We start from the raw sequence: 12475 nt of genomic DNA on the forward strand, positions 1-12475 counted from the left end.
TTATTGATGTTTGACACGCTAAAAAGTGAAATTAAGGCCATTAAAGATAAAGATCCTGCAGCAAGGAGCACTCTTGAGATACTTCTATGTTATCCGGGATTTTATGCATTGCTGATGCACAGGGTTAGTCATTATCTCTGGAATCATTCCTTTAAGTTATTGGCAAGGATGAACTCCAATCTGGCAAGATTCCTCACAGGCATCGAAATACATCCCGGTGCCACTTTCGGCAAGCGTGTTTTCATTGATCATGGTATGGGTGTTGTCGTTGGAGAGACAGCCGAAGTGGGTGATGATGTATTAATCTATCAGGGAGTTATTCTTGGTGGAACCTCCACTCAAAAAACCAAAAGGCATCCAACTGTTGAAAGAGGAGTGATTATTGGTGCTGGTGCTAAGGTAATGGGTAATATTACCATTGGTGAGTTTTCCAAAATCGGAACAGGTGCAGTTGTTTTGAAAGATGTCCCTCCGGAATCTACCTGTGTTGGCGTTCCAGGAAGAATTGTCAAATCCAAAAGAACTGAACTCATTGACTTGGATCACAATAAATTGCCGGATCCTGTTGCCGATGCAATCAATACTATCACGGAACATTTAAAAGAACATGATGAACAATTTAAGATTTTATTTGAAAAGCATGAAATTTGTCTAACTGATGACAACGATGATTTGGATAAAATTAAAATAAAGAAATAGGAGAAATTTACTATGAAACCGCCCTGTGAAATTGTTGTATGGTATGTAATACCTGCTATCAGATCAGAACTAGCTAAAGAACTGTTAAATCTAGGAATGAAACAGAAAGATGTTTCAGAACTTATGGATATAACCCAGCCTGCCGTTTCACAATATATTACCGATAAGCGTGGTAGCGGAATCAAATTGGGAGAGGATGTCCGCATCATGGTTAAGGAATTCGCTTTTGAGCTGTCAAACGGTGATGCAACAAAGGCCGATTTGATTCCAAGGACATGTAAAATCTGTAAGAATGTTAAAACTTCTGATGTATTGGAACAATTGGGCATTAGCAAATCCGATCTTGGCGAAGACTGTGAATCCTGTATGGGCTCAGAAGCGGACTGCTGAATATGGGATTTTTCAATTTTAATGTTTTTTTGATTATGTATGATACATTCTTTTTTGCGGCCTAAAAAGTTATGAAAAAATCTGAATTTGTAAAATTTGGAAATTTTTCGTAATCTTTATATAGTATTAATATATAATATTTTATTAGACTTTAATTTTTATTTGGCAAGTTAACCGAGTGGCTTAGGTGCGTGGCTGCAGACCATGAAACAGGGGTTCAAATCCCTTACTTGCCTCTATATAAACTTATTTTTGAGGAATTTTTTATGGATATTTACTCTACATTAACTCGTAGTAAAGAGAATTTTGAAACTATTAACAAAGACCGTGTAAACCTTTTCGTTTGCGGTCCTACAGTTTATGATGACGCTCATATAGGTCATGGAAGAACTTACATTTCTTTTGATACAATTAAAAGGTATCTGGAATACTCCGGATATGCAGTCTTTTACATTCAAAACATTACTGACATTGATGATAAAATCATAAACAGGTCAAAAGAATCCGGAATTCCGGCACATGATATAGCCAGGAAGTTTGAAAAAAGGTACATTGAAGACATGACTAAATTAAATGTAACCGGCGTTAATTTATTCGCAAGAGCAACCGATCATCTTGGCGAAATAATTGACCAAATTCAAAGATTAATCGATAAGGGTTTTGCCTATGAAAGTGAGGATGGAGTTTACTTCGAAATCGATAAGTTTGAAGAATTCGGTAAATTGTCAAACAGGAATACTGAAGAGCTGGAATCCCACAGGGACTTGGCCGAAACCACCAAAAGAAATCCTCAGGATTTTGCGTTATGGAAAAAACGAGAAAACGTTGACGAGCCTGTTTTCCCTTCCCCATGGGGTGACGGAAGGCCTGGCTGGCATATTGAAGATACTGCAATTACCGAGTATTACTTCGGCGAACAGTATGACGTTCACGGCGGAGGACTTGACCTGATATTTCCTCACCACGAAGCCGAAATCACCCAGATGGAAGCCGTCAGCGGAAAATCCCCTATGGTAAGATACTGGCTCCACACAGGATTTTTAAACGTTAACGGAGAGAAAATGTCAAAATCCCTCCATAACTTCATTACAATCCGTGACCTTCTTGAAGACTGGGATGCGGACACTTTCAGGTTCTTTGTGCTTTCAACCCATTACAGAAGTCCTATAGACTTCTCAAAGGATTCACTTCACCAGTCCCAGAAAAGTTTGGAAAAGATTAAAAAATTTTATTCAGCATTGGATGTTGAATCAGGTGACGTTGAAAGCGATTTGGATGCTTTAAAAATAGCGAAAGAAGAATTCTTTAACAGTATGGATGATGATTTTAACACTCCAAAAGCAATTGCATCCATTTTCGTTCTAATTAATGACTGTAAGAATATAGATTTAAGTGAAAATGATAAAATAGCTGTCAAATCATTTTTGGATGACGTCTCTCAGATATTGGGTGTTGACTTCTATCTTGAAGAGGTTTCAGCAGGCTCTGATGATTTGCTGGATTTAATCACTGACGTTAGATCTGAACTCAGGGCAGCAAAACAGTATGACTTGTCTGATAAAATTAGGGATAGGTTAAATGATTTAGGTTATGAAATAAGTGATTAAGAATGGAGAATTAAATCTCCAGTTCTTCTATTTTTTTAAGTGCTTCTTCGATGCCTTCGCCTTTTCCTGCTGCGCCTTTTGCACTTATTGTTTCTATTACTTCCATTCCCATGAATGCGAATGGCATTGTTTCCATGGATTTAATGTAAGAATCAAAAGCTTCTGATGGATTGGCTTGGGTAAATACCTGTATGACTTTTGTTCCTGCAAGTGACCTTTCCTGATTTTGTGAAATCATGTAGAATCTGTCTATGATAGTTTTTGCTTGTGCAGACATTTGGCCGAAATAGATTGGACTTGAAAATATTAATAGGTCTGCATCTTCGATTTTTGCAATTATGTTCCTTACGTCATCGTCTTTAACGCAGTCTCCTTTTTGACAGGATTGGCATGCATCACAATATCTCAAATCCAATTCATTTAAGAAGAATACTTCATTTTCACCATCAATTTTCTCAATTACTTTGTTGACTAGTATGTCACAGTTTCCATTTTTACGTGGACTTCCGATTAATGCTATAGTTTTCATATAACTCTCTCCAAAATAATTTTAATTAATTAATGATTTAATTTTTAAGTTATATATAATTAATAGTTACTTTTTCTTTTCATGAATGGGCATCCGACAAAAGTAGATTTTTAATTTAATTTTTTTTATAACTTTGTTATCTTTTTCTTATTTTATTAATTTACATATGAAATTTTACTTCATATATTTATTTTAGTTTTATTATTACTTAATTTTTATTATAGGTTATATATTATTCTCCATAGTTAATATAAATTGATTTAATGATAGAAATATTTATAATACTATGTTATATATAGTTTATATTAGATATTAATTATTTTGAGTTGTTTGTTTATGGTTATGAAATATATTGACAAGAATCAGCGTAAATTAGAGATTAGGACCCATGATTTTAATGTTCCGAAGAATCATATCTCTCGTTTTGTTGTTGAATTTATCGAAAAATGTTATCCAAAATTGGTTATTGAAGTTAACGAAAAAAAAGAATTGTAAGCCTTCCTATAACCTATGTTCTATGTTAAAATTGATTGTTTATGCTAAAATTGGAACATATAGAAAGTGCTAGGATTATTGCAGACATGGCGAAGTATCATGACATATATAAGTTCTTTTGTGATGGTATAATGCCATCAGAAAGGACAATACAACGATATCGCAATGATTATGGTGAATATTATTGGACAATTACTAAAAATGACATTGAAAATAGCCAAAAAATAAGAATACACAAAATTTAATCACGTAGCAATCGATGGAACAGTTAAAAAAGCATTTAATTCTAAACCAAAATATGATAACAAAAAAAAGAATGCAAATTATTAATCAAATACTACAAAGGACTATCTGTCAAACACAAAAAAACTTGAAAAACTCAACAAACCAGCACGAAAAATACTAGACAACGAACAAATGAGTGACAATGAAAAATTAGAACTATTATACGATATAAAAACATAATTCACATTAACCAGACAAGATAAAATACCAATGAATGATATAGAAGCACGCATGATGAAAGGAAAGAAAGGAAACTTCTTAGTTGCATATAATATACAATCTGCAGTTGATTACGATACAAAACTAATCTGCGGAATAAACGTCACACAAAGCCCTACAGACCACTACGAACCACCACAAATCGCAGACAAAGCAATAAAAAAACATAGGAAAAAACACCAAAACACATGAGCGCAGATACAATATATTTAAACTAAAATAAGCCTATCATACTTCACTAACAACAATATCGACGGATTAATACCAACAAGAAAACAAAGCAAAGAAAAAATAAGAAAATTAAATCCAAAGCCATTTACATAAAGACCATTTCACATACGTAGAAGAAATAGATGCCTTCTATTGTCCTGGTGGACAATTTATGTACTTTTTTAGAGAATACACCAAACCAAACAAAGATCCAAGCAAAACCGACAAAATAACAAGAATCTACAACAATTACTCTGCCTGCAAATGCTGCATTCACAAAAACAACTGTTTTACAGATAAACAAACACACAGAACAATCACAGAAAACGGCGAAAGAATGCAAAGAGTAATGCACCATAAAATGGAAAAAGAAGAATATAAAGAAGAATTCAGCAAAAAACCCTATGTAGAAGGACCATTTGGAATATTCAAAGAACAATTCCACATAAAACAAGAAATAGTCATCGGAGTAGTGAAAACCGAAAAAAGACTAAACCTAGACGCACTAGCATACAATATAAAAAGACTATACAACCTAAAACAAGAAAAAAAATAACAACAAAGAAGATATAATAGATTTCTGCGAAAGTATAGCCACAAAAAACCAATTAGAACTCAATGTAACAATAACTTAGCGTCCCGTCAAAAGATTACTTCGGACTGACACCCGCACTCAAATTTAATGATAAAGAAAATCATGCAAAAGCGAAAAGGAATTCACTATTAAATTCCACTAAACCTATTTTAAAAATGAACCATGAATTCAAACTTGCCTAATTGATTATAATGAGAAATATATTATATTAGTTCAAATAAAATATATTATTACAAACTAATTTTTATATAAACATTTAAATTAAAAGTAAAAATATTTTACAGTGGTGACATGAATAAGACATTTATTACAAAAATGCCCAATCATATAGGTGCATTTTTAAAGGCAAGCAAATGCTTGTCCGATTTTGGCATAAATATTACACGTGTGAGTTATAATAAATCCGTGGATTCTCATTTATTATTTATCGATGTTGAAGGCAGTCCTGAAAGTCTTGAAAAAGCAACTCAAGAATTAATGTCAATAGGTTATATCCACCATAATTTGGACCATCGCGATGTAGTGCTACTTGAATTTAAGCTTAAAGATATCCCTGGCGCCGTTACACCAATATTAGAGCTAATCAGTGATTTTAATTTCAACATTACATATATCAGTTCCCAACAGACAGATAAGGAATTCCAGTTCTTTAAGATGGGTCTCGTTGTTGAAAACCAAGCAAATGTCAACACATTCATCAAAAAAGCAAGCGAGATATGTCCCATTAAAGTAATTAATTCAAATTACGCCAATAAGATTTATGACAATAGCTTTTTTTACAACAACTTTGTAAATCAGATATCATCCACAATGGATATCTCATATGAATCCAAAAATGAACTGATCATCAATACAAACCTTGTGATGCAAATGCTTAACGAAAGCGGAGTTTTGCCGTTCCATACCTTTGACAGCATAAGCAGGTTTACAGAAATCATTGCAGCTTCAAAAGGAGAGAATTTCACACCAAGAATAACAAACCATAAAATAACCAAAAATAGCGAAATAACACTTATCGAACCTCCCTGCGGAAGCAACATTACAATCATAAAAAGCTATGGCAAGTACTTATTCATTGATACAGGATATGCCTGCTATGAAGAGGAAATGCATTCAATCATTAAGGAAATCATCCCTGATTTTGACAATATTCCAAAAGAAGTATTCATAACCCATGCAGACGTTGACCATTGCGGACTGTTGCCCCTTTTTGACATTATCTATGCCAGCAGCAAAAGTGCAGAATCACTGAAATCAGAATATAACAATGAAAGCAATTTCCGTGAAAAAAATCCACTTCACAAACCATATATCCGTATTTGCAATATATTAACTTCATATAAACCCGTTCCCCCTCAAAAAATTCAAGTTGTAGGAGATGAACGAACAATAACAAAACCCCTTGAACAAACTGGAGTTTTTGATTTTGGTGAATTTCATTTTAGTCTTTATGAAGGAAAAGGCGGCCATCTTCCCGGTGAATCTGTTCTAATTGATTTTGAACATAAAATTGCATTTACAGGAGACATTTTTATAAATATGAAAGACATGATTCCTAAACAGGCGGAATATAATAGATATGCTCCAATTTTAATGACATCTGTTGATTTTGATTCTGACCTTTGTCGAGAAGAAAGAAATAATCTATTTAATAAATTAAACACTGGGAAATGGCAAATCTTTGGGGGTCATGGTGGTAAAAGAACATATGAATCAAATTAAAAAATTGACCTAATCCCTTTTCATCAGCTTCTTATAATATGTGTTTGTTTGGTATAACGCTCCCACAGGATTGTGTGCGAGTACTTTGTCTTTTGTTACAAGTGTTGTGCATAGGGCATCAGAATATTTATAGAAAAGACTATCATGACCTACGCATAATCCTATTATTACGTTAAGGTCTGTTTTTTCATTATTGAGTATTTTTGCCTGCAGTATTGGATTGCACATTATATTTCCAGTCATATTTGTTTTTTTATCATCTACACCAGATATTTCTGTTTTTTTCATTGCTCCGACTTTACATGCTACGGAATATACTTCAAAGTCGTGTTTATCAAGGATTTTAGCAAATGTTCTGCTTTCTTTCATTAGCCCAACACATGCAGCTATTCCTATTTTATTCATTTTTAGTCTTTTGGCAAATTCTATGATTTCTTCTACTCTTGTGTATTTGCAGTAGAACTCCTCTTCAATTTCTGCAGATATCCGCGATATCTCTTTGTTGTTATTTTCATTGTAAAGTTTTTCAATTTCTTTTATTTCATCACTTGTTAATTCTTTTGTTGGACAGAATTTAGGATATTCTGAATCTTGGTGTTTGCAGTTTATAATTCCACAATTGCTGCATGAGAAATTTTTCATAGTATTTTCCTCAATGATTATTCTATTCATATATTATTTTTTTATTTTTCTTAAAAAATAGTTATCCATATAATTTTGATGGGTTTATAAAAATAGCCATTAAATTAATCTAACTTGAGCATCAATATAACTAAGTTCCTTGACTTCTTTTACAACATCACCCTCTTTTAACTCACCAATAAGCAAAGGCGAATCTGGATTATGCAACTTTTGGTTCTTTTTAACCAGCTTCATGTTACTGTTGGCATAACAGTATAGAAATTATCTACTACTTTTTCGATTTTTATTTCATTCATTACGAACGAATAATGCTTGAAAAGTAGGTGAATTATCTACTACTATTTTAATGAATTTTGTTTCATAAGTAAAGAATCAACCCAGTTCCATCAATTGACAAGCAAATTTATCATTTAATCTGAAGTTAAAGTTTATCCTTCATTTTTAAATAATACTTCATTTATTTGAAGTAACAGTATTAACTACATCTAATGAAGTACTTCAAATTGATAAATGAAATTAGATTAATGGCTTAGGACTTTGAGTGAAATCCTGAGGATACTTTTTTTCACATAACTCATATCCAATATATTCCAACCTTTCATTGAGCAATCTTTTTCCATTTTCGGTTACCGCATACAATGGAACTTTTTTTCCAGCATAATATGGTTTTCTTTCTTCAGCAGTTTCCCGTATGTTTATGGAAGAGCATCCTGAAATCACATCAGCATAATCAAATAACATATCCGCCTCTTTTTTGGAAACATTGGTTGTATGTGCTACGAAAATATATATGTTGACATCTTCAGGTTTTGGATATTGCCTTATATCTTTAACCATTTCTGTTGGAATAATTGTTATTGCAATGTTTTTATATCCTCTTTCAATTGCCATTTCAAGGCCTTTTAATGGATTTAACTCTGCATTTTCAGGATTTAAAACATTTTCTCTTCCAACTTTATCCATTACCTCATAAATTGGAGTGGTGCTTATCAATGCGGAAACTCTTCCTCCAACTCCCTGAACAAGTTCCGCATCATCAATCAGCAATGTCCCTACTCCCTCACATGCTCCGACTACACAATCAACATTCCCATTGATCATGTTGGTTTTTAATGTTTCGCTGGTTCCAAAGCTCATTGTGTCTTCAACATCAATTGACCTTTGTGGGGTGCACATCCCAAATTCATCTATTCTTTTGTTAATGTTGGATTTGATAAATTCTTTTGTCAAATCACCATTATGCTGACCATTGTCAAATATGGAACAGTAATCAACTACCGGTTCTCCAATGTAGGTTATTTTTCCGTTTTCTATTACGACTTCAGCTTTTCCTAATGCTTCAATTACATGTCTATCATTCATACAATCACCAGATAACAAATGTTATATACAATGCTTTTTAAATAGATTTTGTAAGGAAAAACTCACAATAGGTCAAAAAGATGAAAAAAATTAAAGATTACGATGACAATTGCCCCATAGATGATACATTGAAATTGATATCCAAAAAATGGGTGATATTTATCATCAGAGATATATTCTTAGGAAAAAAGCAATTCAGCGAATTTTTAGAAGAAAAAACATTGAGCAACAGAGTATTGACAGACACACTCAAATTTATGGAAGACAATGATTTAATTACAAAACAAGTTTTTGAAAATGATATCAAAACTGAATATTCACTAACGCAAAAAGGATTCAATCTAAACAAAATTCTCTATAATATGCTGGAATACGGCCTCAATGAAGTAAACAGCGGAAATCTATCTGAAAAACAAAAAGAAGAATTATTAAATGAGTATGAAGTCCTTTTTAAAATCAATGATTAATTTTAACGACTATTCTCATAACATATTAGAAAATTATAAAAATTTTTTAGTTTCTTTTAAAAATTCTTCTGCCTGATTAATTCTTTTTTTAGCTAAATCTTCCCCAATAGAGTCTATTGCAGAATAATCAGCATCTTCCCTATCTGATTGAGCATTAGTCAAATATTTATACACATTATATCTGAATTCATCTTCATGAACATATTTTAAACTGAACAACTGAATCAAACCTTGATGAGTTTTAGGGACATTGCATTCCTTCTTAATCAATAACGCTTTAGCGCATAAAAACATTGAATAATAAGATAAACTAACTGAATCTGCATAACCTTCAATTTCAAATAAAGCTTTACTATGTTTTAATTTTGTTTCAGCCTTAACAATAAAAGCAAGTACCTCTTCATTATCCAATTGGTACACCATCCTTTAAAACATTAGTTAAAAATGAGAAATTTTTAGTTTTATTGAATAAGTCTTCATTAATTACATGAGCTGAAATAAGTTCTTGTTTATCATACATAATCCATGCAATTTCCTCTGAAATAATATCATCTATATCTTCACGATGATTGGAAATTATTAGAATATCAATGTCTGATTCCTCATGATCATCACCACGAGCAACAGAACCAAATAATATGATTTTAATAATTTTATCACTGTTAATTGCATTTGCAAACTCACGAGCAATCTCAACTCTATTATACATTAATAACCACCATAGATTATTAGATAATAATTAATTTAAATTTTATCAATAATAAATATTTACTAACTGCGACTTTATGAAAAACTTGATTAATTAATATTAAAATAATCTAGTTTGTGTATCAATATGACTCATGAAATAGTTGTACCACTTATCGAAAATTTGAAAAATTTTATGACTGTTATTTAATGAAAGTAAAAACTTTCTAAAATATATAAATTGAATTATAGATAATTTCCTAATTATTGGATGATTTTAGTTCTTCGATGAAAGAATTCGAATCCAAAAAAGATTAGAAAAGGAAAATCATGCCAAATAATGTATTAAAAACTTTAAATATATGGATAATCTGATTCATAGCGGAGTAAAAGAGATTGTTTTAGACTCATATATTGTATTAGATTCAAATGAAGAATCACACTATTTGGATGGAATTAAACTGGATGTAGACGATTTAACTATTGGCGGAAACGGACATGCAATCGATGTACAGGGATTAACACGAATATTTTACTGCACAAGAAAAAATGTTATTATTAAAAATATTATTTAAAAAACGGATTTGCGGAAGATTTTGGTGGAGCAATATGAGGGTGAAGTAACTATAACCGAATCCACACTCAACGAAAACACCGCACAAGAGGGGTCTAGTGGAGCAATATACAACTATGATGAAAAGACATTTGAAATTAAAGACTGTAATTAGATAATGAATATGCCCAATGATTATTAATATTTCATAAATAGTTAATAAAGAGGGATTAAGTCAATTAATCATCCTATATAATTATGTGGAATACCAATCATCCACATTAACTCTTTTAGTTTGATTTTCACTAGCTATTTTTTCATAATCTCCGGTGAATGCCACAGCACAGTCATCATGAATAGCATCATTAGGATATGCAGTAATTTTTTCTAAAAATTCCATGACCCATTTTTTCGTGAACCCTGCCAAATCCTTTCCAACTAAATAAAAAATATATTTTATTTCTGAATGTCTTCAATTGTAATAATAATTTTTTTAAGCAGAAATTTCAAAATGTGAAGTTCTTCTATGCTGAAATAGTTCAATAATTTAGATTCAGTTTCCCAATCAACATCCTGGACCGATTCAAGCATTTCAAATCCCTTATAGTACAGTGAAACTAATTTTCTTCGCCTGTCATTTTCATCTATTTTTCTCATGATTAAATTTCTTTTTTCTAAATTTTCAAGTTCACGAGTCACTGTTGCTCCATTAACCCTTAAAAGAGATGCTATTCGATCCTGTGAAATATTTTGTTCCTGACAGAGAACTAATAATATCCAAAACTGGTTTGGATTTATATTCAATTCAGATAAATATTTATCAAAAAAGCTAAGATATTGGCGAGCAACAAGTCCAAAGAAAAAGCCTAGGGGCACATTATCAAGTTCATTGTTATCCATTGAATAAATATTCAATATCTCCGGTTGATTAATTTCGGATTTACCATTATTTTTGTTATTTGAATTTGAATCCATATGAACACACTTTTATTAATATATTTATATTCATATATCTATTTAATTTTTTCATAAAAACATTTTAATTTTTAAATTAATTTAATCAATGAAAATGAACAAAAATAAGATAAAATTAAAATTTATAAAAAGAAAACATTAATTAATGAAAAATAAAATATTATATATTAAAATTAATTAGTAATAATTAATTTCAAATTGAAACTAAATTGGTGAAAATATGAGTTTCGAAGAAAAAAAAGATGAATTAAATATTAAAAGAGAAGAAAAAATATTAAAGGCAAATGAGAAAAAAGCTAATGCTAAAATAAAATTTGAAGAAAAAGTATTAGAAAAGAAAAAAGCTAGAAATCAGCAAAAAATAGAATCACATTTGGCTTTAGCAGATGCAAGAATTGATGATGCATTAGATGATGCAGACATAGCTATTACTATTTTATCAAATGATGTTGAAGTAGCAATCGAAAACAATGGAGAAGATGCCGCTTTAATTCTATTTAAAGCTGACAACATTTTAGAAGAAATATTGTTAAGAACACAATTAAGAATTCAAATAGCTAAAAATGAATTAATTGCAAATCTTCAAGAAGACCTTGACGACACTATAGAAACAATAAATATTGAAGAAAGCATTTCTGACCTTAAAGATAAAACAGCTACTACAATAACCACTTTAGAAGGAAAAATTGCAACCGAAAAAGAAGAATTCAATGAAAAATATGGTGAATAATCAATTTCATCATATTTATTTTTCATTTTAAATAATTTCACAAGATTTAATTTTTATTGATAATACTGGGATTAATTTTTGCAATTTAGCCAACATATAATGCAAGTGCAGTATCATTATTGCAGGAATTAAATTAATTTTTGTTGCATATCAATATAACTTGGTTCGGAAACTTCCTTAACAGTTTCGCCCTCTTTAACCTCACCTATCAACAATGGCGAATTAGGATTATGCAACTTTTGGTTCCTTTTAACTAACTTAATGTTGCTGTTGGCGTAACACACTTCAAAATATCTACAACTTTTAGT

The 12475-nt window shown here is 31.2% G+C and carries 18 protein-coding genes, 1 tRNA gene and 1 pseudogene; 11 read left to right on the top strand and 9 right to left on the bottom strand.

The annotated features are described in order from the left end of the window. The first annotated feature begins 6 nt into the window (after nt 1-6). From cysE to cysS, 4 genes are all read left to right on the top strand, one after another. Nucleotides 7-699 (top strand): serine O-acetyltransferase, encoded by a 693-nt coding sequence (gene cysE, locus F3G70_RS09615; protein WP_149732490.1) that lies wholly within the window; start codon nt 7-9, stop codon nt 697-699. 12 nt (nt 700-711) lie between these two features. Continuing rightward, on the top strand, nt 712-1089 hold the full coding sequence (locus tag F3G70_RS09620; protein WP_149732491.1) for a transcriptional regulator: 378 nt from the start codon (nt 712-714) through the stop codon (nt 1087-1089). A gap of 164 nt (nt 1090-1253) precedes the next feature. Further along, nucleotides 1254-1325 (top strand) — tRNA-Cys (locus tag F3G70_RS09625). Between the two features lie 30 nt (nt 1326-1355). Continuing rightward, on the top strand, nt 1356-2696 hold the full coding sequence (gene cysS, locus F3G70_RS09630; RefSeq protein ID WP_149732492.1) for a cysteine--tRNA ligase: 1341 nt from the start codon (nt 1356-1358) through the stop codon (nt 2694-2696). Between the two features lie 10 nt (nt 2697-2706). Here cysS and F3G70_RS09635 read toward each other — a convergent pair whose 3' ends face one another. Further along, nucleotides 2707-3225 carry a flavodoxin family protein gene (locus F3G70_RS09635; RefSeq protein WP_149732493.1) on the bottom strand — a complete coding sequence of 173 codons (519 nt, stop codon included), beginning with the start codon at nt 3223-3225 and terminating at the stop codon, nt 2707-2709. Nucleotides 3226-4236: 1011 nt separating this feature from the next. Between F3G70_RS09635 and F3G70_RS12330 the strand changes: the two genes are divergently transcribed. The 3 genes from F3G70_RS12330 to F3G70_RS09645 all read left to right on the top strand — a co-directional run bounded on the left by F3G70_RS12330 (nt 4237) and on the right by F3G70_RS09645 (nt 6751). Beyond that, nucleotides 4237-4416, top strand: coding sequence for a hypothetical protein (locus F3G70_RS12330; protein ID WP_223166066.1), 180 nt, complete (start codon nt 4237-4239; stop codon nt 4414-4416). Between the two features lie 190 nt (nt 4417-4606). Continuing rightward, the gene (locus F3G70_RS12335; RefSeq protein WP_262492226.1) at nt 4607-4990 is read left to right on the top strand and encodes a transposase; all 384 of its coding nucleotides are present in this window, start codon (nt 4607-4609) and stop codon (nt 4988-4990) included. Nucleotides 4991-5320: 330 nt separating this feature from the next. Next, nucleotides 5321-6751 (top strand): MBL fold metallo-hydrolase, encoded by a 1431-nt coding sequence (locus F3G70_RS09645; RefSeq protein WP_149732494.1) that lies wholly within the window; start codon nt 5321-5323, stop codon nt 6749-6751. 9 nt (nt 6752-6760) lie between these two features. Here the strand turns inward: F3G70_RS09645 and F3G70_RS09650 are convergent, their stop codons facing one another. From F3G70_RS09650 to F3G70_RS09655, 3 genes are all read right to left on the bottom strand, one after another. Beyond that, on the bottom strand, nt 6761-7423 hold the full coding sequence (locus tag F3G70_RS09650; protein WP_223166067.1) for a DUF1847 domain-containing protein: 663 nt from the start codon (nt 7421-7423) through the stop codon (nt 6761-6763). Nucleotides 7424-7492: 69 nt separating this feature from the next. Next, nucleotides 7493-7627, bottom strand: coding sequence for a hypothetical protein (locus tag F3G70_RS12455; protein ID WP_262492227.1), 135 nt, complete (start codon nt 7625-7627; stop codon nt 7493-7495). 282 nt (nt 7628-7909) lie between these two features. After that, on the bottom strand, nt 7910-8755 hold the full coding sequence (locus tag F3G70_RS09655) for a methanogenesis marker 8 protein (RefSeq protein WP_149732495.1): 846 nt from the start codon (nt 8753-8755) through the stop codon (nt 7910-7912). 80 nt (nt 8756-8835) lie between these two features. On the opposite strand from F3G70_RS09655, the gene F3G70_RS09660 reads away from it, so the two are divergent. Continuing rightward, nucleotides 8836-9222, top strand: a complete 387-nt coding sequence (locus F3G70_RS09660; protein ID WP_149732496.1) for a winged helix-turn-helix transcriptional regulator — start codon at nt 8836-8838, stop codon at nt 9220-9222. A gap of 33 nt (nt 9223-9255) precedes the next feature. Here F3G70_RS09660 and F3G70_RS09665 read toward each other — a convergent pair whose 3' ends face one another. Further along, nucleotides 9256-9633, bottom strand: a complete 378-nt coding sequence (locus F3G70_RS09665) for a HEPN domain-containing protein (protein ID WP_188118149.1) — start codon at nt 9631-9633, stop codon at nt 9256-9258. Beyond that, nucleotides 9626-9931, bottom strand: coding sequence for a nucleotidyltransferase domain-containing protein (locus F3G70_RS09670; protein ID WP_149732498.1), 306 nt, complete (start codon nt 9929-9931; stop codon nt 9626-9628). The genes F3G70_RS09665 and F3G70_RS09670 overlap by 8 nt, the downstream gene beginning before the upstream one ends. A 340-nt stretch (nt 9932-10271) precedes the next feature. Between F3G70_RS09670 and F3G70_RS09675 the strand changes: the two genes are divergently transcribed. Both F3G70_RS09675 and F3G70_RS12460 read left to right on the top strand, forming a co-directional pair. Continuing rightward, nucleotides 10272-10484, top strand: a complete 213-nt coding sequence (locus tag F3G70_RS09675; RefSeq protein WP_149732499.1) for a hypothetical protein — start codon at nt 10272-10274, stop codon at nt 10482-10484. A gap of 24 nt (nt 10485-10508) precedes the next feature. Further along, a complete protein-coding gene (locus F3G70_RS12460) occupies nt 10509-10637 on the top strand; it encodes a hypothetical protein (protein WP_262492228.1) in 129 nt (42 codons plus the stop codon). An 81-nt stretch (nt 10638-10718) separates the two neighbouring features. On the opposite strand, the gene F3G70_RS12140 is transcribed toward F3G70_RS12460, so the two are convergent. Together F3G70_RS12140 and F3G70_RS09680 are read right to left on the bottom strand one after the other, a co-directional pair. Further along, a complete protein-coding gene (locus F3G70_RS12140) occupies nt 10719-10862 on the bottom strand; it encodes a hypothetical protein (protein ID WP_188118150.1) in 144 nt (47 codons plus the stop codon). A gap of 56 nt (nt 10863-10918) precedes the next feature. Then, a complete protein-coding gene (locus tag F3G70_RS09680) occupies nt 10919-11437 on the bottom strand; it encodes a MarR family winged helix-turn-helix transcriptional regulator (RefSeq protein WP_149732500.1) in 519 nt (172 codons plus the stop codon). Between the two features lie 220 nt (nt 11438-11657). On the opposite strand from F3G70_RS09680, the gene F3G70_RS09685 reads away from it, so the two are divergent. Further along, nucleotides 11658-12167, top strand: a complete 510-nt coding sequence (locus F3G70_RS09685; protein ID WP_149732501.1) for a hypothetical protein — start codon at nt 11658-11660, stop codon at nt 12165-12167. 128 nt (nt 12168-12295) lie between these two features. On the opposite strand, the pseudogene F3G70_RS12340 reads toward F3G70_RS09685, so the two are convergent. Continuing rightward, nucleotides 12296-12475 (bottom strand): annotated as a pseudogene (locus F3G70_RS12340) (hypothetical protein); the annotation flags it as partial.

The organism is Methanobrevibacter millerae, assembly GCF_900103415.1.
In the GTDB taxonomy this organism is placed as follows: domain Archaea; phylum Methanobacteriota; class Methanobacteria; order Methanobacteriales; family Methanobacteriaceae; genus Methanocatella; species Methanocatella millerae.

Excerpts from the sequence above, each read along its gene's own strand:
- cysE (WP_149732490.1), top strand. The coding sequence starts at position 7 with ATGTTTGACACGCTAAAAAGTGAAATTAAGGCCATTAAAGATAAAGAT.
- F3G70_RS09620 (WP_149732491.1), top strand. The coding sequence starts at position 712 with ATGAAACCGCCCTGTGAAATTGTTGTATGGTATGTAATACCTGCTATC.
- cysS (WP_149732492.1), top strand. The coding sequence starts at position 1,356 with ATGGATATTTACTCTACATTAACTCGTAGTAAAGAGAATTTTGAAACT.
- F3G70_RS09635 (WP_149732493.1), bottom strand. The coding sequence starts at position 3,225 with ATGAAAACTATAGCATTAATCGGAAGTCCACGTAAAAATGGAAACTGT.
- F3G70_RS12330 (WP_223166066.1), top strand. The coding sequence starts at position 4,237 with ATGATGAAAGGAAAGAAAGGAAACTTCTTAGTTGCATATAATATACAA.
- F3G70_RS12335 (WP_262492226.1), top strand. The coding sequence starts at position 4,607 with ATGTACTTTTTTAGAGAATACACCAAACCAAACAAAGATCCAAGCAAA.
- F3G70_RS09645 (WP_149732494.1), top strand. The coding sequence starts at position 5,321 with ATGAATAAGACATTTATTACAAAAATGCCCAATCATATAGGTGCATTT.
- F3G70_RS09650 (WP_223166067.1), bottom strand. The coding sequence starts at position 7,423 with ATGAATAGAATAATCATTGAGGAAAATACTATGAAAAATTTCTCATGC.
- F3G70_RS12455 (WP_262492227.1), bottom strand. The coding sequence starts at position 7,627 with ATGAAGCTGGTTAAAAAGAACCAAAAGTTGCATAATCCAGATTCGCCT.
- F3G70_RS09655 (WP_149732495.1), bottom strand. The coding sequence starts at position 8,755 with ATGAATGATAGACATGTAATTGAAGCATTAGGAAAAGCTGAAGTCGTA.
- F3G70_RS09660 (WP_149732496.1), top strand. The coding sequence starts at position 8,836 with ATGAAAAAAATTAAAGATTACGATGACAATTGCCCCATAGATGATACA.
- F3G70_RS09670 (WP_149732498.1), bottom strand. The coding sequence starts at position 9,931 with ATGTATAATAGAGTTGAGATTGCTCGTGAGTTTGCAAATGCAATTAAC.
- F3G70_RS09675 (WP_149732499.1), top strand. The coding sequence starts at position 10,272 with ATGGATAATCTGATTCATAGCGGAGTAAAAGAGATTGTTTTAGACTCA.
- F3G70_RS12140 (WP_188118150.1), bottom strand. The coding sequence starts at position 10,862 with ATGGAATTTTTAGAAAAAATTACTGCATATCCTAATGATGCTATTCAT.
- F3G70_RS09680 (WP_149732500.1), bottom strand. The coding sequence starts at position 11,437 with ATGGATTCAAATTCAAATAACAAAAATAATGGTAAATCCGAAATTAAT.
- F3G70_RS09685 (WP_149732501.1), top strand. The coding sequence starts at position 11,658 with ATGAGTTTCGAAGAAAAAAAAGATGAATTAAATATTAAAAGAGAAGAA.